Source organism: Niastella sp. OAS944 (genome assembly GCA_024809215.1).
Taxonomy (GTDB): Bacteria; Bacteroidota; Bacteroidia; order Chitinophagales; family Chitinophagaceae; genus Niastella.
Genome location: JANUBW010000013.1, coordinates 1 through 22,328, shown reverse-complemented (window position 1 = coordinate 22,328; position 22,328 = coordinate 1). Strand labels below are relative to the sequence as shown.

Sequence of the window (22,328 nt, the reverse complement as noted above, 5' to 3'; positions counted from 1 at the left end):
GAAATAATCACATAAAAAAACATAGCAATTCTTATGGCCAAAGAAACCATTGTAAAAGAAAATCCAGTGACAGACGCATTAAAGAAACTTAAAGAAGAAGAACTAGAGTTGATGGCAAAATTGAAACCACTTCAGGAAGCTATCGGCGCCCTTGAAAAAATTCTTGACAAATCATCAAAGAAAGCCAAACCAGCTAAAGAAGCTGCTAGCGAAACTGCTGTTGCTGAAGAAGCAACTGAAGAAGCTGCTGAGCTTGAAAAAGCTGAGTAAACATTGTTTACGATGTTACAATAAAACAGGGTTGCCGTTAAGCAACCCTGATTTATTTATATGAGGCTTTTGAATAATTATTTTGTAATAGTAGTATTAGGCTTGTAGTTCGCATACCATTTGCCTAATTCGGTAAGGTTACCATTTACATCTATCAGTGCAGATGACCACATTTGCGGGCTTGTAGGGTCACCAGAGAACCAGGAGTATCTTTTTACATAATCCAGTTCTTCTAATTTAGGTAACAGTCGCTGCATAAAGGCAAGTACCTGGTCGGGTTTGTATGGGTTGGCATCCATTGTGGTTGCATTCCAGTCGGCCGGGGCAAACTCGGTGATCCAGATGGGAAGTTTGTATTTATTATATATATCCTTTAATGTATTGAGATAAACATTCTCATCGAGGTTTGCATACATGTGAACGCAAATGAAGTCAACCCGTTTATTTTGTACTTTGCAACTATCCATAAAGTCGTAGAACCATTGGCGGGTAGGCCAGTCGGCAGCGGGACTGCCTAAAGGCAAACCGATGCTTTCGAGTTGCGGCCATAACTTCAGCGCCTGCGAAACGGTTGTGTTCGATTGATCTGCGCGGTTAGGTTCATTAAAGCCAAGCACATATTTTATTTTGCCCTGCTCTTTAAGCTGTTTAGCTGTATTGATATTGGCTTGTGTTACATTCGCCTGCCCCCAGAACATGGGAACAAACTCGCAGTTTTTAGGAGAAGCATCATGCAAAGTATTTCCCCAGGTATAGTACCAGTGTGCTTTCAACGCAACGATATCATCGTTCCAGGCGCCATATTGCATATTGGTTGAGAAATCTGCACCTTTTTTACCAGAGGTTGGCGTGTCGTTTTTGTCGGTAGAATCGGAGTCTTTCGAACAGGCGCCCAGGGAAAGTATAAGTGCCAGGGCGTACATTAAATAATAACGGATCATAATGGATTTTTACAGGCTAGCGGATTATTAAAAATATTGATGATCGTTAGCTGCAAGATTGGTGCCATAAGCAAAAAAAAACAACCCCGGCGAATACCGCCGGGGCTTACCAATCAATCGAGTTGTATTTCAATTGTTTTGCTATCGACATCGATGAAGAACCAATTATCAAGGTCTGTTGATGGAATACTTAATAGTATGTCTAAATTCCGGGCATATCTGCTTAATGCTTTGGGGCCAAATTTTAAAATCAGTATGTAAGAGGTTTGTCCATCATAACCAACATAAGCTTTCAGTTTAGTCTGCCTGTTGTCATTGATAAATTTTTGAGAATAGTGGCTGTCTGGTTCAGATAACAATATACCATCGCACCAAAGTCCATTAAGTTTTTTATCGGCAAGATGGGCAAGTGCTTCAGAAACTTTGTGTTCAAGTGCTTCGCAAAAGTTTTGGTCTAACATGTTTGTAAAGATGGTCTTTTGTTTTATTTTAGAGACTATAATAATTGAATTTATGAAAATCTCCCAGCCATTCAATAAGCTAACACTAAAAGAATATTTCTTTTATATTGATAACCACAAAAAATATACTGATTTCAATACGCTTGGACTTTATCGATCTATTACTGAGAATAAAAAGCTCTCCCTTGCTGAAAGGATTGAAGTTAGAGAATATGCTTATACGAAATTTAAAAAGTTCTTTGAGTTTCTACAACTGAAAGACCCCGTTACTTATTACGATATTATTACTTTGGGCCAGGAACTTACAAAAGCAGATGAAAGCCAGATGTGGAAAGATATCAAACATAATCAGCAAAAGATCCTCGCCGAAAAAAGCATCAAACACCGGAACTTCGGCATTTATTCAAAGCATGACTGTGGACGTAATGATTGTAATCTTAATGGCTTAATGCTTAAAAAAAGATCCTACTTTGCCTATTCACATATGTGTTTTAAGTCAGACAAGAACGAACATGCCAGTAAGCATAAATCAATTCAAAGGAAGGCAGATAGAAAAAAGGCTAAGCAGATCATTAAGAAGGAATTGGATGAATGAATAATTCTTAACTTTAATTATCATCTACTTGTCATACAACCCTGTTTATCTCCCGAAAACTTTAAGGCGACTATAAATGGATCAATAAGAGCTGTTCGATTAACACTCCATCGGTAAACCAAATGATACTCATCCCGATTGTTGTACATTCCTTTTCTATAACCAGTTACTGTTAGTCCATCGCCATCTAAACCGCTATAACCATTGTATTTTTTCAGTCCCCAAAAATCTGCTCTTGTTAAGGCATTCTGTATCTCATTCCAGTTTTGAATTGTTAACTTCTTGTCATATTCATTAATGATCTTGCAGGTAGTTGCCCAATCCTGTTGATATAATATAAAATGAAAATTTATGCTGTCTCCTTTAATACTTATCGTAACATCTGTAGTATAAGGACAAAACGATTTATGATAGTTAAACCTGTATGCCTCATCAACTCCCAACGATGGTAATGTCGGTTGCCTGATGCAGCTATCCCTGACTTTACTCATTTCGTCTATTTTTATATAAGATTCGAGTTCGGAATCAAGGTTTGTAAAGAACGAAGTGTCGTTTTTTATGTAGCCTTTCAGGGTTTTATAGTTGGTGTCTGTTGTGTCGATCGTTGATGAAGATTCTGCAAACCTGAGATATTTGGCCAGAACTGAATCTTTATATGAAGCGCCAGATTTAGGGTGTGTATGATTATTGCAGGAGAATAAGAGCGGTAGCAGGAATAGAATAATAAAAGTTTTCAATTTCATAATCTTGATTGATGGGTTAAGGCTGATTGTATATCGCTGTGGGGTAGTTTTTATTGTATAAGAAATGTGAAGAAAGGAAATGGTAGTGTAGTAATACACACTTATAGCCCCAAACGTCACGGTTATGCCCGGGAACTGCACAGTTATCAATTATGCCATTCAGTTAGGTTTTTGAGATTAGTTTCTGTTTATATTTGGTGCAAGCTCAACGATAAAAAGAAATATTCAAATGAGTAATTTTTTGTTAACAGTTTTCCTGATAGTATTATTCACAAATTGCAGTGCACAGGCTGATCTTCCCTCCTGTATAAAAACATTTAAAGCCTCCCTAAAAGATATAGAAGAAGGAAAAAAAATTGAGTTTGCAAAAATCGACTGTGTGCAATGGGACACGGTATTGTTTGTAGGGCTTGCATTTGACCGAGAAATTGTTGAAACGAAAACTGGAGTAAGCCTGCCGCCTGAAGTTAATTATGACTGGATGGCTGATGGGGAAGGTTCAAAATGGTGGATCCTGTTTTTAAAAGACAAGAAAGTAATGGCCCGGTTCTTCATAAACAGAAACGATCTTGATTTTCTTAAATTATCTTATGCTCTTGAACCTACAAACTGGAGCTATTTTATGTTAGACCGCAAAAAAGCGATCCTGATGACCTACCATACCGGTGAATATTTTAGCGTCAACCATGAAAAAGTAATAGATGTTAAATTAGTTGAAAACTGATTAAACATATAACAATTCTGCTTCAAATATACTTATGCCCCCTGTACGCCAGATTCAATTGTTGGAATTCCAATAACGCATATTCGATTAATAATGCGAGAGAGTAAGTGTTGTTTGTACTCAATTGATGCTGGCAGACCGGGACAAATACGATTCTTTATAAAGAACAGCCGTGCTGATGGCTTAAATGACTGAAAATCAATTTTTTCTATTAAAGGGGTGCTTATTCACAATTGAAAAGAATGTAATTATTTTTTAATTGAAAGAACTTCTAATTGAAAAAATTCCTCATTCTTTTTAATTGGAAGCGCATTTGATTGAAAAAACTGCACATTCTTTTTAATTGAATGAGCACGCAATTGAAAAAACTGTACAATCTTTTTAATTGAAAGCTTATCCAATTGAAGCTACTGTTCTTCTTTTTCAATTGAAAGAACTTCTAATTGAAAAAACAATTCCTCTTTTTTAATTAAGAGAACCTCCAATTGAACAAACAGTTTCTTCTTTTCAATGCAAAAGACGTGTAATTGAATTATTCCCGCTTTTTTTTCAATTAAACCTCGCCCTAAATTCCAACGGACGGGCAATAAAAAAGACCAGGGCCAGCTTACGGAAAAGAAGAATATTAAATCTTTCAGGATCGTAAGACCGTAAGGGACATCAACTTCTTCTTATTCAGATTCGCTTAAATCAATGAGTAAACAAACAATCCCCTAATTTTGTGACTTGATCCAAGAATTGGATGAGTAGTAGTTGAAACAAAAAACCCATACAAAACCAAGTCTTATACGGGTCTAATGCTTTTCGTTACTTTCAAAATAAACGTGAGAGTGGTCTCGTCCAGAATCGAACTGGAATATCAAGTTCCGGAGACTTGCGTACTATCCATTGTACTACGAGACCAGTTTTGAAGAACTTTACGCTCGGCTTCCCGGCGGGCGGCAAATTTACAGGAAAATTGCCAAATCTCATCAGTATTGATAATTAATGCGATATTAACTAAAAAAGCCGGCTTAAAAGGTCTGAAGAGGTTACTTTTTGAATTTACTGGGCTTATGCTGCTCTTTTTCTGTTACAACACTATGCAACGCTTTATGTGTAAATCCGGCCGGGGTAGCGTTTAACTCTATTACACAGCCATAACTGATCTTAAAAGCCCCAAAGCTGTCAACCAGCGGCGTATTGGTAATATGCGCCAGAATGCTTCTTATAACACCGCCATGCGTTACAATGGCCACCGGTTTAGGCCCTTCAGCAATCCTGGTAAAACATTCGGTTACCCGTTTGTGCATTTGTATATAACTCTCACCGCCGGGTGTGCTCACATTTACAAAATCTTTCATCCATGGATCAATAACCTCGGCGGGAATAGCATCCCAGTGTATGCCTTCCCATTCGCCACAAGCCAGTTCCATAAGGCTGGGCTCAAGGGAGATCTCCTGCGTTGGAAATAAATGACTGGCCAACTTGTGACAGCGTATGAGCGGACTGCTATGCACTTGTTCAATTGCAGGCAACACATTTTTTATGAGTGCCGCTTCTTCATGAAAAGAATCAGTAACATCAATATCCAGCTGCCCGTAACACAGGCCCTTTTCAATGAGTGGTGTAGTATGTCGAATAAGATAAATGGACATGTGTGCAAATTTCAATCATAATCAAATAACATACCGCCAAATAATGATCATTCCCAAATAAAAGCACAATTCACTTACCTGCTGAATGGCGCCCAGGCAATCGCCGGTATAGCCACCGATCCATTTTTTAAAATACTTGGCCAGGCTGAAGGCTGCATAGACCACCGGTATCACTGCCAGTATAAACTGCCAGCTCATAAAAGCAAATGGCAGAAGGGCGGTAAGTGTGGGTACTACTAAAAACAATATCGATGGTTTACGGCTGGCAACAGGTTTCGATTTGCTGCCATCAGGATCGGTTACATAATCAAAATAACGCATCACCAACACCGGCATCAACCGGCTAACCCCATGGGCTGCAAACAATGTTAGTATGAAGTAGCGATAGTTATAGAAAATATTAATTGACGGACTATGCAGATCGGGCATGAATTTCGGCAGCTCTTTTAATAAGAGGAATTTGCACAATAGTATCGACATCATGCCTATTACACCATACGAACCAAGCCTGCTGTCTTTCATGATCATCAGGATCTTTTCTTTTGTCCAACCACCGCCAAAAGCGTCGCACACATCGGCAAAGCCGTCTTCATGAAACGCGCCGGTAGTTAATATGCCTGCAATAATGGAAGCTGCTATGGCAATGTCTTCACTAATGTATTTGTTGAAGATCAGAAAGGTTAATGCGCTTATGCCGGCGACCATCCAGCCGATCAATGGAAAGTATTTTACCGATCGCTCCAGGTAATCTGGTGAGTGGTCGGTAAAACGCGGTACGGGTAACCGCGTTAAGAACATCATGGCGGTGAAAAATATGCGGAGTTCTTTTTTCATTGTCTATTCTTTGTTACTTACACCGGCGCTTTCAAAACTGGCCATTTCATTGAGGACGTTTACGGCAGATTGTATCATGGGCATAGCCAAGGCAGCGCCTGTTCCTTCACCCAACCGCATCGATAATTGCAGCAATGGCGATACGCCGAGGTGTTTTAATATTTTTTCATGTCCCGCCTCATGACTGGTATGCGCAAAAATGCAATGATCTATGAGGGTTGTCCAGCCAGATACCAATGATTTATGTTTCTCGGCAGTATAAATGGCATTGGCCACTAACAAAGCGGCTGTGGTAATAAAGCCATCCACCACAACGATCATTTTTTGTTTTACTGCCTCCAGGTAAGCGCCAGCCATCATGGCAATTTCAAATCCACCAACCCGCGATAACAGATCAATAGGTTGCTGTCCCAGTTTACCAAGCGTATGTTTTTCATAAACCTGTTGCAGGGTGTTAACCTTTGTTTCCAGCTGTTCATTGTTCAGCCCGGCGCCCCGGCCTGTAAATTCTACAACGGGTAGCCCGGTTACAGCACTCATGATGAGTGTGGCTGAAGAGGTATTGCCAATACCCATTTCGCCAAAGCCTATACAGTTGCAACCAGAGGCAGCGATCTGGTTAACGATCGCTCTTCCTTTCTCTATGGCCTGAATGGCTTCATACACGCTCATGGCCGGTTCGGTAACATAGTTTTTTGTACCATGCCCTATCTTGGCATTTATAAGATCGATGGAATTGGGATCAAAATCAAAATTTACACCTGCGTCTACCACGCGTAAGGTTAGCTGATGTTGCCTGCAAAATACATTGATGGCCGCGCCGCCATGCAAAAAGTTCAGCACCATTTGCGCGGTTACTTCCTGCGGATATGCATTTACCAAACCGGTTTTGGCAATACCGTGGTCGCCGGCAAACACAACTATGTGTGGGTTTTGAATAACAGGTTTTGTTGTTTGTTGTATCAACCCTATCTGCAACGCAATTTCTTCTAACCGGCCTAAGGCGCCTAGCGGTTTGGTTTTATGGTCGATGATATGCTGTAACTGTTGTTGTAAGTTTGAGGACATGTATGCAATATGATGAATTTTTACAGAAGATCACAAAAGTAAAACCCATATTCCGAAGGCTGATCCATAGGGTTGCAGGTATCCTGTGTATTTTGCGGTGCCTGATACGTTCGATAAACTATTTCGCCCCTGGTAAAAGGAATGGGGTGTTTAAAAATAGGGCCGTCAAAAACAAAGGAATGGTATTCGCCGTTCTCGCCACAAACATCAACATTAGCGGGCAGGTCGCGTACAAATGATTCATCTATGAGCCGGCCACAAAAACTTTTATCAAGAAATTTCGTATTCACACAAACGATGATGGCCTTAAAACCCAGTTGTAGAAATTCCTGCATTAGTTGTGGGGTAGGAATTTTCCATAAGGGAAATGCACATTGTATATCAACTGTGGCCAGTTTTTCTTCGCGATAACGCTTCAGGTCTTCCAGAAAGATGTCACCAAAAACGGCTGTGTTGTAACCGTTGTTCTTTAGTGCGGTCACCTTGTTCATCATAGCCTGCTCATATTCCCGCATGCCTGGTTGTTCGGGCAGCTCTATGGTTTGCAAGGGCAAACCAATTGATGCGGCCTGTGCTTCGAGCAATGAACGTCGTACCCCATGCATCGATATGCGGTCATGCGCAGCATTTACACTGGTAAGCAAACAATCAACCTGGTAGCGTTTATCCTTTTGTATATAATGCAGGCATAGCGATGAATCCTTTCCGCCGCTCCAGTTCATGTAAGCCACACCCCCCGACCCTCTGAAGGGGGCCATTTGAGACTCGCTATTAATTTCTGATGTCATAATTGTTGATCCTTTTTCTCATTAAAGAGCTTTCATGTTCGCCAATTAGCGAGGCCTGAGTTTTATGAGTATTGCCGATTCACGATTGCCGATTGCCGGGCCCTTTCACGTTTCACGTTTGCCGTTTCACGATACGCGAGGCCATGAGTTTCGGACTTCATTGCCGATTGCCGATTCACGATTGCCGTTTCACAGCTCCTCTTTAGGGGTTATGGGCTCTTTATTATCATAGGAATTCCGCTTACCATAAAAATTACCTTATCGGCTTTCTGCGCAATATATTGGTTCATCCAGCCTTGCAGATCGGTGAACTTTCTTCCTATTTCTGTTTCGGCATGCATACCCATACCCAGTTCGTTACTGATGATGATATAGGTATTTTCTGTTGTATTCAGGTTGTCGATCTCCTGTTTGCCTTGCAGCAAACTGGCGTCAATGTCGTATTTGTTATCGGTAAAGAAATTGGTAAGCCACAAGGTAACGCAATCCACTACCACTACTTTGCCCGTTAAAGGCAGGCCGCTGATCTTCTTTTCTTCTTCAATGCTGGTCCACCGTTCATCGCGCTCAGCCTGGTGGCGTTGTATGCGTTTTTCAAAATCATCGTCCCAATGGCGGGCGGTGGCCAGGTATACGGGGTTATTGCTTAACTGCAGCGCCAGTTGTTGCGCATACCGGCTTTTGCCGCTTCGCGCTCCTCCTGTAATGAAAATAAGTCTATTGTTTAAAGCTCGCCCTCCACCGGAGGGGGCTGGGGGGAGGCCTTCATCTGGTACCATTAACATTAAATTTTTCCTTAAATAAAATATACCGTTGTTTTAGTTCGAGCAGGCAGTTACGGCAAAGGCAATCGGTATAACGCTCTTCAATAAATGATTTTTCTTCAGGCGTGAAGGTAATACCATAACACTGGCAATGCATTATATCGCCCACTTTACATTCAAATGGCGCCTGGCAGCGCGGACAGGTTTTTTGCTCATGCTTACACATAGGCAAGTGATGATTGATGAAGCGGTTTGTATTTATGTTGCAAATGTTCGGGAACGGTAAATATGTTCGGGTTAAATAACGCAGCTAACAATTCAATACCATCTGTTAAAGTGCTGGCGCTGGGTTGGGTGAACAGATCGTAGTCTGCCATAAACACGGCATTGTTACGTACTGCGGTCAACTGCGCCCATTCTTTTTTATCGGTAAGTAAATGAACTTCTTCAGCAGTTCGTGAAATGGTAAAGCCGCAGGGCGCTATCACCAATACTTCGGGATCGTATTTTACGATCTTTTCCCAGGGCGTTACAATACTGTCGCCGGCGGGGTTCGAAAGCATATCTATACCACCGGCATATGCCACCTGGTAAGGTATCCAATGCCCGCAATTGTAAACCGGCGCCAGCCATTCCATGATCATTACCCGTTTGGGTGGCGCTTTATGCAGTCGTAAACCATCTATAATGGCATCAATTCTTTTTTGTAAACCCGCCAGGTAGGTATAGGCCGCTTCTTCATTGCCCATAGCAGAGGCTATGGTTATGGCGGTGTTGAAAACATCGTGCAGGGTGTTAGGCGTAAGTGCTATAAGCTCAGGTTGTTTTTCCAGTTTGGCTACAGCTGCCGATGTGCAGGCCGTATCTATTTGGCAAACTTCGCACACATCCTGTGTGAAAATAATATCGGGCGAAATGTTTTGAAGCAGGTCCTCATCAACATAATACAAACTTTTTCCCTGTGCCTTGGAGGCGGAAAATATTTTATCTATTTCCATGCTGCTGTACGTATTGCCTTCCAGTACACAACGCACTACTTTTTGTTTTTCGGCCAACGCCTGTGGCGGGCATTCAAACGTAATGCCCTGCAATAAATGTTGCAGGTTCATATCGTAGATCATTTGTGTGGCGGCGGGTAGAAAAGAGCATGTCATGGGAAATAAGGATGTAATAACTTGATAAAAAGATAAATTATTTAACAACAGTTACAGGTTACATGTTTCAGGTTTCAGGGTTCTATTGTACACCCTTGTAACCTGTAACATGTAACCTGTAACTTAATACTATTATACCGCAGGCTTTAATACAGTATATTTTTTCTGTAAAATCTCAAACGCACTAAACAGCAAAACACTAAAGAATGCAGTGCCGCCCAGGAAACGTAATTCGTATGGAATGGCAGTGATCAACCGTTGCTGATAAACAGTGAACGACAAAGTGTTTTCTGCCAGGCAGCCACCAATATCGCTTACCAGCCAGTGAATGAGTGTAGATACAACCACGGCAATGGCAATATTTTTAACATTGATATCGCGTATGATCAGTTTTCCGGCAATGGTCATCAGTGCAAAGGCTAAATAGGTCCATACCCAGCCACTGTATAATAGACCGCTGCGGTATTCTGATCCTGAAAAGAACAGGTTCATCACTATTATGTCACTAATGAACAACGTCAGTAATGGAAAAGCGAATGGTTTTAAATTGCCATTGAAATAAGCGCCGCCAAATAATGCCATAGCACCAATGGGCGTAAATACGGTAAGGGGGCCCCAGCCGGTGAACGAGGCTATACGCAAAATGGCCATTGCCACAATGATGAGCAGCAGTACCGCATTGCGTGGGTTCATCTTCAGAACTGACATAGTGTGTTGTTTTTGTAATTATAAATTTACAGGTTTATACGGAAGCCGGCATTAACATTAAATCCCGGCGTTTTATATCCATATACCTCGGTATAATCGGTGTCTGTTAAATTTTTTCCATCTGCAAATATCCGCAGCCTATCGCCAAACAATTTATATTCAGCATAAGCGCTTACTAACGTATAAGCTTTTAAATTAACCTGGCTTTGCGCATAGGTAAAAGGATCAAAGTAAAGATCTGTTCTTTTACCCAGGCTTTGTGCCGATAATGAAAGATACAGATGTTTGGTTGCCTGGTAGCCAATAGTTCCTGTAATGGTATGTTTGGGCCGTCGCACCAGGTTGTAAAAGCTGGTGTCTTTACCGTTACGCGATTGGTGCAGGTCGCCTGTAACAAACATATAGGATGCCTTGATCGTTAAACCATCAACAGGCTTTACACTTGCTTCCAGTTCAACACCTTTATCTTTTTGTTGGTCAATATTAACACTGCGGGTACCAACATAAGCGATCAGGTTTTTAATATCACGGTAAAACCCGGTAGCTGTTACCTGCAGTTTATTATCAATGGCAGCAAACTGTGCGCCCACTTCAAAGTTGTTCGATGTTTCAGGCTTCAGATCGGGATTGCTGCCAAAATTAACAGGACCAAAAAGATCGTTTACAGTTGGCGCTCTAAACCCGCTCGACACGTTTGCAAATATTTTATAATTATCGTCAATCAAATAGGAGGCGCTTACATTATATGTAAAACGCTCACCAAACTCTGAATGGTGATTATACCGGCCACCTACTTCAAGGCTAACACCTTGCAGGTCCTGTATAAACAACGACAGGTACGGACTTACAATAGTTGTTTGCGGGTTCTTTTTTTCGAGCGTGGTATCGAGCAGGCGATAGGTTTGGTAGTTTACGCCGGTGAGAAATTTTACTTTACTTATAAGATCATGCACCAGGTAAATTTCTCCGCTGTTAAACTGTCCCCTGTAAAAGGTAGTGCCCCATTGGTCAACAACTTTTCTTTTGCTGTAAGAATAACCATAGTTGGCTGTGATGGTGCCATTGGGCAAAGAATAAGTGGCAATGGCACCACTATTGTTTAACATGGAAGTGAACACATTTTTCCCATCAGTAAAAGCATCGGCATCGAACTGACCATCATAAAAACTATAACGATAGTAGGGTGATATTTTAAGGTGCTTTCCGGCATTTAAAGTAAGGTTACCCTGAAAGTTATGGCGGGTAAAGCCGTCTTTATCGAACCCTGCTTTCTTTGTTGTATCCAGCGCATCTGAAATACCGTCGGTATGCTCGTAGTTATAATTAACGTTGTAGTCTACAATTTTTGTATGACCGTTAACACCTGCATTGCCGTTAAATGTATTGAATGAGCCATAAGTAGCACCGCCGTTGAAACCTATTTTTTTATTGCCTGGCTTACGGCTGATGATATTGATAACGCCGGCAATGGCATCGGAACCGTATAAAGTGCTTTGGCTACCTTTTAAGATCTCAATATGATCAATTTGATCAACCGGAAACAACCGCAGATCAACAGCACCGCCAAAACCAGCGGGGTCGTTTACGGGGATGCCATCTAATAAGATCAATGTATATTTATTGGCAGCACCACGTAAAAAAACTGATTTGTCTTTAGCCGGATTGCTATTGGCGCCATTTATAAGAAGACCCGTTTGTTCGGTAAGTATTTGTGATAAACTCTTTCCGTAGCTCTTTTCAATTTGCTCGTGATTTACAACAGTAACTACTTTACCGGTTTGGCTTAATTTAACGGGGTACTTGGTAGCCGTAACAACCACTTCATCAAGATGTTTTGTTTTGGTAGAATCCTGCGCCTGGGTTTGCATGGCTGCAAATAATACCGGAATAGGGAGTAATTTTCTGATCATGCTCATAGTTTGTTATTGATTAACTATGAACCTTCGGAACAATGAAATATAAACAGAAATGAAATTTGTCCAGGATAAGAAAGACTTATTTCATCCCGGCTTTTCACCCGAAAGCTCGTTGATGTAAAAATTGCAACTGGCAGGTCTTCTGGCTCGTTCTCTGTTGAATGCCTTCCCATTCGCCCTGGCGAACAGTGGTATGGAGTTTCAACAGTCGTGAGGTTTGCCTTTAGTTAGGCTGATGAAATGGCGGGTACTCGTTTCATCCGCCAACTGGCGGACCATTTCACGTTTCACGTCGTAGAACTTACAGCTACGGGGATAGCACCGGACTTTCACCGGTTTCCCTTTTAACTCCGATTATAAAGTCGAAGACCAATTACGTGGCAAAAATAGGGGCTAAGGGTGGTTTATAAAAATGAGTAAGTATTTGATTGTAAATCAACTTATTGATTGCTTCCAAACCGGTACCTGAATGAAATGCCCCCATAATAATTAACACCCGGTGCCGTATTGAAATACCGGCTTCCGGTGGCGTTGATATCATTGCCCAGGCTATAGGTTACGTCGAACACATTATCAACGCCGGCAAACACATCCATTATAAGGGTTTTACCAAGCGAAGTACGCCAGCCCGTTCTTCCACCCGCCAGGTTGTAAGAGGTGGCCATATCGGTATTGGCATCGTTCAATGCAGTAGGGTCGCTATAAAACCACGTAAGGTTTATATACCAGCCGGGGCGGGTAGTTACATCAACTCCGGCAGCCATGGTATGTTCGGCAATGCCGGGCAGGGTGTTGCCTGAGTAATCGGTAGTTACCACTTTAAAATCATGATAACGGAATTTGTTATAGGTATGGCTGGCCCACAAACGTGCATTACTTACAAAGCGGTGGCTGTTAGGTAGCAGCTGATAGCTGGCCTGCGATTCAATACCCCGTTGACGGGTGCTGCCGGCATTGTCAAAATAATCGGCCCCGCTGGCATCACGCCGTTGTACAATGGCATTTTTAAGCTGATAATAAAATGCATTCACTTCTACGTACAGGCGTTGTTGTAACCAGTTGCTTTTAAAACCGGCTTCATAGTTAACGCCATGCTCAGCCTGTAAGCTGGTATTGATAATACTTGTTGATGGTAATATTTCTGCCGTACCGGGTGGCGAAAAACCACGCGATACACTGCCATACAACAATAAACCTGGTAATATTTTTTTTGAAATGGCTACCCGCGGCGCCCATTCACTGTTAAAAGTGGCAGTAAGCTTTCCGGTTTCTGCACCGGTGAGGCGGGTAATGGTGATAGATGATTTATTAATGCTCACACCTGCGCTTACCGACCAGTTGCCAGGCAAATGAAGATCGGATTGTACAAAGCCCGAATAAATATAGTTATCAATATCATCATCGGTTTGCACAACATTGGGCTGGCCACCTGCATTACCAAAGGTTTTGGTGTTAAAGAACCCACGTTGCCCTTCGCCACCGAATGAAACCTGTAAACTGCTTTGCTGCCATTGTTTATTATAATTGAATACGGTGCGGCCGCCAAAATGGGGCTCCGTTCTTCTTTCATAATTGCGAATGGTTGGGTTTTTTATGTTGCTAAAAGCGCCATATACTACCGATGTATTCTGCAGGTTTTCTGAAAAACGGTATTGGTGGTTGATGCCGGCTAAAAATGTTTTCTGGTAAATAGCTGCCTGGGCATCTTCGGCGCTGGGAAATGCGCCTGCTGCGGGGCGCGACGCGCGTGCATTGGCATTGTATTGGGCAGGGGTTAATCCACCCGGTGTTTGATAATACAGGTCGCCATATAGCACCGAGGCCGACAGTTGTTGTTTGTCATTTGCTTTTATACGGGTTTCCCAGGTGGCCACATCGCGCCGCATATTGGTATGATAGCGGTAGCCATCGCTTGTTTGATGGGTGTACCCGAAAGTATTGCTATGCTCGTTATTACCTAGTATAACCTGTGCATTGATGTTTTGTGAATTAAAGCTGCCAGTACTGTATTGCAGGTTTATGCCTGGCTGTAATTCATCGGGCTGGCTGTTTATAAGTACGGCCCCGCCGGTGCCCGCGCCATACAAACTGCTGGCCGGCCCCTTCAGTACTTCAATAGAATTAATATTAAAATAGCTGAGTTGGTTGAGGTAGGTATTGCCGCCCGGGTCAGTAAAGGGTATGCCGTTCCAGTACACTTTTACATTACGAACACCAAATGGCGAGCGCAGGGTGCTGCCGCGTATATTTAACCGGTAGCTGCCGGGCGAACGTTCTTCCATATGCACGCCGGGCGTAGCATTTAAGGCAGGAAGTATATTGGTATTGTTATACCGCTCCAATTGGGCGGTGTTTATTACATTGATGGCGGCCGATACTTCTTTTAGCTGCCTGTTTTGATCGTAAGCTTTCACAATTACCGTTTGTAATACCGGGGTGGTATCGCGCGGCAGATTGGTTTGTGCACAAACAGGAGCCATTGCTAAAACTGCTAATGAAATAAGAAGCCAGGTTTTCATCATTATTGCGTCAATTATCCCTAAAGGTAAATGCAAATATTATTTTAACTTTCATTAATGAAGTCTTCTTCGCGGTTAAATTTATTCGATCTAACCATGATCGTGGTAAGCCTGGTAATAGGCATGGGTATTTTCCGTACGCCGGTAAATGTTGCAAAACAGGCCGGCTCGGCAGATATGTTTTTCCTGGCCTGGATCGCCGGCGGCCTTATAGCATTATGTGGGGCATTAACCTATGCCGAAATTGGGTCGCGTTACCCGGTTACGGGCGGGTATTATAAAATATTCTCCTATTGTTATCACCCTTCCATTGCATTTGCCATCAATTGCATTATTCTGGTTTCCAATGCGGCCTCCCTGGCCGGGGTGGCATTAATAGGGTCAGAATATTTGGCCAACGTATTATTTAAGGACAGCGAGAACATCAATTCTATAAAACTTACTATTTCAACCATTGCCGTCATCAGTTTTTACGGTGTTAACCTGCTGGGGTTGAAGATGAGCGCCCGTACCCAGAATGTACTTACAATAATAAAAATAAGCGTGGTGGTGTTTTTGATTGGCGCTTTGTTCACCGGCGACTATGCTACCCCGTTGACCACCGAGGCCGCGCCTAAGGCCGATTTCATGACTACCATCAAGGCCTTTGGCGCCTGTTTGGTGGCCGTTAGTTTCACGTATGGCGGCTACCAACAAACGATAAATTTTGGAGGTGAGGTGCAGAATCCGTCAAAAATTTTACCAAAAGGGATATTTTTTGGCATAGCTATCATAATGTTGCTGTATCTTACGATTAATTACACCTATTACAAAGTGATAGGTTTTAGTAACCTGAAAGGAGCACAATCCATTGCTGCCATCTTAGCCGGTAAATTGTTTGGGGAAAAGGGATTTACTATTTTATCGGTATTTCTATTCCTTTCTGTGCTGGCCTATGTAAATGTTTTGTTGATGAGTAACCCGCGTGTTATGTATGCAATGAGTGATGAAGGCGTATTACCTGCAGTATTTAAAAAAGTGACCATAAAAAGAAACGTAATTGTGGTATCGCTCAGTGCATTTGCGGCGCTATGCCTTATTACCCTGTTTTATGGCAAAACCTTTGATGAAATTCTCGATCACACTATATTTTTAGATTCTATTGGCATGGCCACTTCAACAGCTACTATTTTTATTTTACGAAAAAGAGGCGTTGGGGAGGATGTAAAAGATAGTTATCGCATGAAGCTGTATCCCCTGCTGCCGTTGGTGTTTATTGCCGCATACATTTTTTTAGCAACCAGTATAGCAATAAATACACCTAAAGCGGCGTGGGTAAGCGCTTTGGTATTTGCTGTATTTTTTATACTGTATTTTGTTTTACGCCTTTTCAGGAAATCTCCTCAACCAAACTAACGTCACATGAACGAACTGTCGTATATTTTAAATGAATTAGGTGAAGATCGTGACCAGTATTTTCGTGCAATTGCTCCCCCTATTATGCAAACCAGCAATTTTGCTTTTAAGAAGGTGGATGAGCTGCGTAAGGTGTTTGAGGATGAATTCAGTAATTATTTATACAGTCGTGGTTTAAACCCAACCGTTGATATTCTTCGCCAAAAGCTGGCAGCCCTCGATGAAGCGGAAGATTGCCTGGTTTTCAACAGCGGTGCATCTGCTATTTTTGCTTCGGTTTTTTCGAATGTGCAATCAGGTGATCATATTGTATCGGTTCGAAGCCCCTATGCCTGGGCGCAAAAAATGTTCGATAATGTGCTGCCCCGGTTTGGTATAAGTACTACTTATGTTGACGGTACCAAAATAGAGAATTTCGAGCGCGCCATTCTTCCCAATACAAAGGTCATTTACCTGGAGTCGCCCAATAGCTGGGAGTTTGTTTTGCAGGACCTGCAGGCGGTGGCAGAACTGGCCAAAGCTGAAAATATTACAACTATTTGCGATAACAGCTACTGCACCCCGTTGTATCAAAAACCCATTTCACTGGGTATAGATATGGTGTTGCAATCGGCTACCAAGTTTATTGGCGGCCATAGCGATGTGGTGGCCGGGGTTCTATCGGGAACCCGCCAAATGATGAAAAAGATCTTCGACAGTGAGCTGCTTAATATGGGTAATGGCATTACGCCTTTTAATGCCTGGCTGCTCATCCGCGGCCTGCGTACCCTGCCCATTCGGTTAGAACGTATTACCGCTACCACTACTAAAGTGGTTAACTACCTTAAAAACCACCCACAGGTAGAGGAAGTGATCTTTCCCTTTGACTCCTCCTTTCCGCAGTACGACCTTGCCCGTAAACAAATGACCGGCGCCTGCGGACTGGTAACCATCGTAATGAAGGCAGAAAAAATGCAACAGATTGTAACCTTCTGCGAATCTTTGCGACACATACTTATGGCTGTAAGCTGGGGTGGTCATGAAAGCCTGGCCATTCCCCGTTGCGCTTCCATTTTACCGGAGAATTTCGATGCAGGCAACAGGGAGCATAAAATGATCCGTTTTTATGTAGGCCTCGAAGAGCCGGATTACCTGATCGCCGATTTTGAACAGGCTTTTGCCTCGTCTGCCGAAGCCTGAGGATCGAAGGGTGCCGCCAAACCGTATGTTAAGGAGCAATTTCCTGATATACGGCATTTTCGTGTACCTACCTTTCGGCCTTTGTTGTTATTCACTATTTTAACTGACCGCTTATCAAAAACCGGTTCTTTCGCTTTTCATTACAATTACTTTTGGCATATGAAAATAAGTAAGCCTCTATTCATAATTTCACTTCTTAGCGGCTGCATTGTATTTAATGCATCGGCCCAGGACAAATGGGACCTGCGCCGCTGTGTTGAATATGCTTTGGCCCATAACATTTCTGTACTACAAACCGATGTACAGGCACGGGTGGCCGAAGTGAACGAAAAGCAAACAAGATGGTCGCAGTACCCAAATGCCGATTTTAGCACTAATACTGGTTTACAATGGGGCCGGTCAATTGACCCTACCACCAACCAGTTTACCAGTAACCAGCTGTTATACCAGGGATATAGCCTCAATGCGGGTATAACGGTGTTTAACTGGCATCGCATTCGCAATAATATCATTGCCGCCGATCTTAATTCCGATGCTGCCAAAATGGATGTAGATAAGATCAAAAATGATATTTCCCTTACAGTAGCCACTTATTATTTGCAGGTGCTGTTAGCTTACCAACAGATCATTATAGCCGAACAACAGATGAAACTAACGCTGAGCCAGTTAGATGTTGTGCGGAAAAAGGTGAACGCAGGCGCTGTGCCCGAACTGGATGCTCTTACAATTGAAGGACAATACGCTACGGACAGCGCAAATTACATTACAGCCAGGGCAACTGCCGATCAAAATTTGTTGCAATTAAAACAGGTGTTGAATATCGATGCCGGTCAGTTCTTTGATATAGCACTGCCACCTGTTGAACAAATACCAGTTGAGCCCATACTGCAATTACAACCCGAAACGGTATTTCAAATAGCCATTCAAAACCAGCCGGCGCAAAAAGCGAATTTGTTAAGAATAAAGTCGCTGGAAGCTTCTCTACGATCGAGCCGGGCTGCTATGTACCCAACTATATCAGTAGGCGGTTCGCTGGGTACCAACTTTTCAAGCGCCGATAAAAAAGTGACCGGCGTTACTGTTACGGGTCTCAAGGCTAATGGCGACCTGGTTACAGTAGGGGGTACTCAATACCCGGTGTTTACACCTGATGGGTATGTTACCCAGTCCAAAAAAACATTCAGCGAACGTTGGGATGGCTGGGGCCTGCAAATGAACAACAACTTCAGGCAAAGCCTGGGCTTTAGCATTTCGGTGCCTATCAATAGCAGCGGCCAGGCTAAATTTAACTATCAGCGGTCGAAGCTCGATCTTAAAAATGCAGAACTTACCAGATCGCTGGCCGACCAAACGTTGAAGAACGATATTTATAAAGCTTATTATAATGCATCGGCTGCCCTTGAAAAATTTCATGCAGCCCAGAAAACATATGAGATAAACAAAAAGGCATTTGAATTTGCTAAAAAAAGAGATGAACTTGGATTGTTAAATTCATTTGATTATCTGACCATCCAAAACAATATGAATCGCTCCCAATACGATATGACCTCTGCACAATTCGATTATGTGTTTAAGATGAAAGTGCTGGAATTTTACAAAGGGCAGGGTATTAAATTATAAATGTAAAATAGTTCATGAGATTCTAAACCGCGACAACCATTCATTATGAAGAAGAAAAAATTATTGTGGATCACCCTGGCCCTTGTGATTGTGGTAATAGCATTAGTTGGCCTTAAAAGCGCCGGCGTTATAGGAAAAGACGAAGGCTTAAAGGTGGCCACTGAAAAGGTGGAGCTGCGTACTATTACCGAAACTGTAAATGCAAGCGGTAAAGTGTACCCGGAAATAGAAGTTAAAGTAAGTCCCGATATCTCTGGTGAAATAGTAGATCTGCAGGTAAAGGAAGGCGATAGTGTTCGCCGGGGGCAGGTGCTGGCAAAAATTTATGCCGATATTTATTCAAGCCAGCGCACTCAGGCTGCTGCTGAAGTTGACCGCCAACAGGCGATGGTTGATAACAGCAGGGCGCAACTGGCAAGTTTGGAAAGCGCCCTTAAATTGGCAGAAGCAACTTACAACAGGCAGAAGAAACTGGTAGCTGAAAAAGTTATTTCTACTGCCGAATTTGAACAGGCGCAAAACTCCTATCAAACAGCACAGGCAAATTTAAATGCCGCCAAACAAAATATTCGTAGTGGCGAGGCCGGTATTGCCGGTTCTCGCGCCAGCCTCGAAAGAGCCAATAAAGATCTGAGCCGTACAGCTGTTCTGGCGCCTATGAGTGGTGTGGTTTCGTTGCTGAATGTAAAGGCAGGTGAAAGAGTGGTTGGTAACTCTATGATGGCAGGTACCGAAATGATGCGTATTGCCGATATGAGTATTATTGAAGTTCAGGTTGAAGTGGGTGAGAATGATATTCCCAAAGTAAAACTGGGCGATTCGGCACTGGTAACAATAGATGCATACAATAACCGCAAGTTTAAAGGCCTGGTTACACAAATTGCCAGCAGCAATACCACCGCAAGTTCTGTAGCAGCTTCATCAAATGATGTAACGAACTATAAAGTACATATCAGGTTACTGCGCGAGTCGTACAACGACCTGTTCGACCCCGCCCGTCCCAGAAGTTTTCCTTTTCGCCCGGGTATGAATGCCAGCGCCGACATTCAAACCAGAACAAAAGCCAATGTGCTGGCTGCTAACATCAATGCAGTTGTTACCCGTGAAAAAGGTACCGATAAAGTTGTTGGCACTGATAAGGATAAAGAAGAAAAAGATAAGGAAAGCGGTAAACAGGAAGATAAAACATCCTCTTCAACCGATCTCGATGAAGTGGTGTTTGTGTTACAAAAAGATGGCTCGGTAAAAAAGGTAGTGGTTAAAACAGGTATTCAGGATATAACTAATATTGAGGTTACCGAGGGCTTGAAAGCAGGCGATGAAATTGTGGTAGCGCCTTATAATGTCATTAGCAAAACACTGAAGGATGGTACTAAGGTGAAGGTAGTACCGAAGGATAAGTTGTACGAGGTTAAGAAGTAAGTTGACGAGTTAACAAGTTAACGAGTTGACGAGGAAATACAAAAGGCTTCCGGTAATCGGGAGCCTTTTAAATTAAAGCCCTTGTTAACCTGTTAACTTGTCAACATGTTAACTTAACCTTACATTTGGGCAAACAAACAACTACATGCAACTGGGAATTATTGGTAGTGGAAGCTGGGCTACGGCATTGGCGAAAATTTGTACAGATAATAAGCAATCGTTGAACTGGTGCGTTCGGTCGGAGGAAATTGTTACCCACCTGCAACAACGGCATCACAATCCCGGTTATTTAAGCTCGGTATATTTCGATACAAACCTGCTTACCTTACGAACTGATATTGCCGGCACCATAGCTGCCAGCGATTGTGTATTGATAGCAACCCCTTCAGCATATGTAACGGCTTCGCTGGAAGGCCTTGCTGCTAATGCTTTTGAAGGCAAAAAAGTGATCTCAGCGGTAAAAGGTATTCTCCCCGATAATAACTTATTGCTGAACGATTACCTGAAAGAGAAATTCAATCTGCCACTGTCAGATTACTTTACGGTAATGGGCCCCTGCCATGCTGAGGAAGTGGCTTCTGAAAAACTCTCTTACCTTACCTTTTCAGGTGTTGATGTGGCAATGGCTGAAAAAATTGCCGCTGCTTTTACTACCCCATACCTCAATACCATAGTGAACAGTGATGTATATGGTGTGCAATATGCGGCCGTACTTAAAAATATTTATGCGCTCGGCGCAGGTATTGCGCATGGCCTTGAATATGGCGATAATTTCCTGAGTGTGCTTATTGCCAACTGCGCCGATGAAATGGCAGGCTTTTTAAAGAAAGTAGGTATTAAACATATTGAAGTGGGGGTGCATGATGGCGAAGACCCAATTACCCACCGTCAAACGCAAAACTATGCCGCCTCGGTTTACCTGGGCGATCTGCTGGTAACCTGTTATTCGTTGTATAGCCGAAACCGTACATTCGGAAATATGATAGGTAAGGGATATTCGGTAAAAGCTACCCAGCTCGAAATGAACATGGTGGCCGAAGGGTATAATGCCAGCAAGTGTATTTACCTCGTTAATAAGCAAATAGGCGCCGAAATGCCCATAGCCGAAACCGTTTACCGCATTTTGTGGGAGAATGTTAAACCCCGCAAGGGCTTTAATCTTGTTGAAAAAGCATTGGTCTAATAAACAATTGCAAGAGGCTGTTGTAATAATAACAGGCTCTTTGCGACGAATAAGAAATGTGTTAGGGAATGCTGTTTTAAATTAGCACATTAGCACATTATCACATTAGCTAATTAGTCTTATATGCCTTTTTCATTAGGAACATATGGTTTTACTGCAATGCTGGTGCTGGCCGGTATTGTGATAATTAACGAAGTGATCAAATTCGTAAAAAAAGACCACCATTCGGTGTAATTTCTTTATAAAGTATTGATTATCATTAATGCGTTCCGCCGGAACGCTTTTTTTATGCCATGTATGTAGTTGACAATATGCCTCGTCCTAAAAAAACTATACACTTTAAAATTAAAATGTATGGTAGAAAAGGATCACGAACAAACATTCAAAGGCCGTTACAGTGCTAAAGG

The 22,328-nt window shown here is 42.4% G+C and carries 21 protein-coding genes, 1 tRNA gene and 1 riboswitch; of the genes, 8 read left to right on the top strand and 14 right to left on the bottom strand.

Features of this window, described 5'->3' with window-relative positions; all coding sequences use genetic code 11:
* Positions 1 to 33 precede the first annotated feature (33 nt).
* Positions 34 to 270 carry a hypothetical protein gene (locus tag GGD38_RS34055; RefSeq protein WP_375297974.1) on the top strand — a complete coding sequence of 79 codons (237 nt, stop codon included), beginning with the start codon at positions 34 to 36 and terminating at the stop codon, positions 268 to 270.
* Positions 271 to 347: 77 nt separating this feature from the next.
* Here GGD38_RS34055 and GGD38_RS34050 read toward each other — a convergent pair whose 3' ends face one another.
* Complete coding sequence (locus tag GGD38_RS34050; protein WP_375297975.1) at positions 348 to 1,211, bottom strand: glycosyl hydrolase; 864 nt, start codon at positions 1,209 to 1,211, stop codon at positions 348 to 350.
* A gap of 113 nt (positions 1,212 to 1,324) precedes the next feature.
* Entirely contained in the window at positions 1,325 to 1,672 is a 348-nt protein-coding gene (locus tag GGD38_RS34045; RefSeq protein ID WP_375297976.1) for a hypothetical protein, read from the bottom strand.
* Between the two features lie 52 nt (positions 1,673 to 1,724).
* On the opposite strand from GGD38_RS34045, the gene GGD38_RS34040 reads away from it, so the two are divergent.
* Entirely contained in the window at positions 1,725 to 2,267 is a 543-nt protein-coding gene (locus tag GGD38_RS34040) for a hypothetical protein (protein WP_375297977.1), read from the top strand.
* Between the two features lie 20 nt (positions 2,268 to 2,287).
* On the opposite strand, the gene GGD38_RS34035 is transcribed toward GGD38_RS34040, so the two are convergent.
* Positions 2,288 to 3,010 (bottom strand): hypothetical protein, encoded by a 723-nt coding sequence (locus tag GGD38_RS34035; protein ID WP_375297978.1) that lies wholly within the window; start codon positions 3,008 to 3,010, stop codon positions 2,288 to 2,290.
* Positions 3,011 to 3,239: 229 nt separating this feature from the next.
* On the opposite strand from GGD38_RS34035, the gene GGD38_RS34030 reads away from it, so the two are divergent.
* Entirely contained in the window at positions 3,240 to 3,734 is a 495-nt protein-coding gene (locus tag GGD38_RS34030; RefSeq protein WP_375297979.1) for a hypothetical protein, read from the top strand.
* An 831-nt stretch (positions 3,735 to 4,565) separates the two neighbouring features.
* Here GGD38_RS34030 and GGD38_RS34025 read toward each other — a convergent pair.
* The 11 genes from GGD38_RS34025 to GGD38_RS33975 form a co-directional block, all read right to left on the bottom strand.
* Positions 4,566 to 4,637: transfer RNA gene (locus tag GGD38_RS34025), tRNA-Arg, on the bottom strand.
* A 128-nt stretch (positions 4,638 to 4,765) separates the two neighbouring features.
* The gene (cobC, locus tag GGD38_RS34020) at positions 4,766 to 5,371 is read right to left on the bottom strand and encodes an alpha-ribazole phosphatase family protein (RefSeq protein WP_375297980.1); all 606 of its coding nucleotides are present in this window, start codon (positions 5,369 to 5,371) and stop codon (positions 4,766 to 4,768) included.
* Between the two features lie 21 nt (positions 5,372 to 5,392).
* Positions 5,393 to 6,205 (bottom strand): adenosylcobinamide-GDP ribazoletransferase, encoded by an 813-nt coding sequence (locus GGD38_RS34015; RefSeq protein ID WP_375297981.1) that lies wholly within the window; start codon positions 6,203 to 6,205, stop codon positions 5,393 to 5,395.
* Positions 6,206 to 6,208: 3 nt separating this feature from the next.
* Positions 6,209 to 7,291 carry a nicotinate-nucleotide--dimethylbenzimidazole phosphoribosyltransferase gene (cobT, locus tag GGD38_RS34010; RefSeq protein ID WP_375303708.1) on the bottom strand — a complete coding sequence of 361 codons (1,083 nt, stop codon included), beginning with the start codon at positions 7,289 to 7,291 and terminating at the stop codon, positions 6,209 to 6,211.
* A 2-nt stretch (positions 7,292 to 7,293) separates the two neighbouring features.
* Positions 7,294 to 8,061 carry an ATP-binding protein gene (locus tag GGD38_RS34005; RefSeq protein WP_375297982.1) on the bottom strand — a complete coding sequence of 256 codons (768 nt, stop codon included), beginning with the start codon at positions 8,059 to 8,061 and terminating at the stop codon, positions 7,294 to 7,296.
* 209 nt (positions 8,062 to 8,270) lie between these two features.
* The gene (locus GGD38_RS34000; RefSeq protein ID WP_375297983.1) at positions 8,271 to 8,840 is read right to left on the bottom strand and encodes a bifunctional adenosylcobinamide kinase/adenosylcobinamide-phosphate guanylyltransferase; all 570 of its coding nucleotides are present in this window, start codon (positions 8,838 to 8,840) and stop codon (positions 8,271 to 8,273) included.
* Positions 8,827 to 9,051: a cysteine-rich CWC family protein gene (locus GGD38_RS33995; RefSeq protein ID WP_375297984.1), complete on the bottom strand. Its 225-nt coding sequence runs from the start codon at positions 9,049 to 9,051 to the stop codon at positions 8,827 to 8,829. Before GGD38_RS33995 ends, GGD38_RS34000 begins: the two co-directional genes overlap by 14 nt.
* Positions 9,044 to 9,979 carry an ABC transporter substrate-binding protein gene (locus tag GGD38_RS33990; protein ID WP_375297985.1) on the bottom strand — a complete coding sequence of 312 codons (936 nt, stop codon included), beginning with the start codon at positions 9,977 to 9,979 and terminating at the stop codon, positions 9,044 to 9,046. The genes GGD38_RS33995 and GGD38_RS33990 overlap by 8 nt, the downstream gene beginning before the upstream one ends.
* A gap of 132 nt (positions 9,980 to 10,111) precedes the next feature.
* Positions 10,112 to 10,687, bottom strand: a complete 576-nt coding sequence (locus GGD38_RS33985; protein WP_375297986.1) for a DUF6580 family putative transport protein — start codon at positions 10,685 to 10,687, stop codon at positions 10,112 to 10,114.
* A gap of 26 nt (positions 10,688 to 10,713) precedes the next feature.
* A complete protein-coding gene (locus tag GGD38_RS33980; RefSeq protein WP_375297987.1) occupies positions 10,714 to 12,597 on the bottom strand; it encodes a TonB-dependent receptor plug domain-containing protein in 1,884 nt (627 codons plus the stop codon).
* 120 nt (positions 12,598 to 12,717) lie between these two features.
* A riboswitch (cobalamin riboswitch) is annotated at positions 12,718 to 12,992 on the bottom strand.
* A 51-nt stretch (positions 12,993 to 13,043) separates the two neighbouring features.
* On the bottom strand, positions 13,044 to 15,125 hold the full coding sequence (locus tag GGD38_RS33975; RefSeq protein WP_375297988.1) for a TonB-dependent receptor: 2,082 nt from the start codon (positions 15,123 to 15,125) through the stop codon (positions 13,044 to 13,046).
* A 54-nt stretch (positions 15,126 to 15,179) separates the two neighbouring features.
* Here GGD38_RS33975 and GGD38_RS33970 point away from each other — a divergent pair, with 54 nt between their 5' ends.
* From GGD38_RS33970 to GGD38_RS33950, 5 genes are all read left to right on the top strand, one after another.
* Complete coding sequence (locus GGD38_RS33970) at positions 15,180 to 16,517, top strand: APC family permease (protein WP_375297989.1); 1,338 nt, start codon at positions 15,180 to 15,182, stop codon at positions 16,515 to 16,517.
* A 6-nt stretch (positions 16,518 to 16,523) separates the two neighbouring features.
* Positions 16,524 to 17,696 (top strand): trans-sulfuration enzyme family protein, encoded by a 1,173-nt coding sequence (locus tag GGD38_RS33965; protein ID WP_375297990.1) that lies wholly within the window; start codon positions 16,524 to 16,526, stop codon positions 17,694 to 17,696.
* 159 nt (positions 17,697 to 17,855) lie between these two features.
* Positions 17,856 to 19,316, top strand: a complete 1,461-nt coding sequence (locus GGD38_RS33960; RefSeq protein WP_375297991.1) for a TolC family protein — start codon at positions 17,856 to 17,858, stop codon at positions 19,314 to 19,316.
* Positions 19,317 to 19,361: 45 nt separating this feature from the next.
* The gene (locus GGD38_RS33955; protein WP_375297992.1) at positions 19,362 to 20,738 is read left to right on the top strand and encodes an efflux RND transporter periplasmic adaptor subunit; all 1,377 of its coding nucleotides are present in this window, start codon (positions 19,362 to 19,364) and stop codon (positions 20,736 to 20,738) included.
* 145 nt (positions 20,739 to 20,883) lie between these two features.
* The gene (locus tag GGD38_RS33950) at positions 20,884 to 21,921 is read left to right on the top strand and encodes an NAD(P)H-dependent glycerol-3-phosphate dehydrogenase (protein ID WP_375297993.1); all 1,038 of its coding nucleotides are present in this window, start codon (positions 20,884 to 20,886) and stop codon (positions 21,919 to 21,921) included.
* The last annotated feature ends 407 nt before the right edge of the window (positions 21,922 to 22,328 follow it).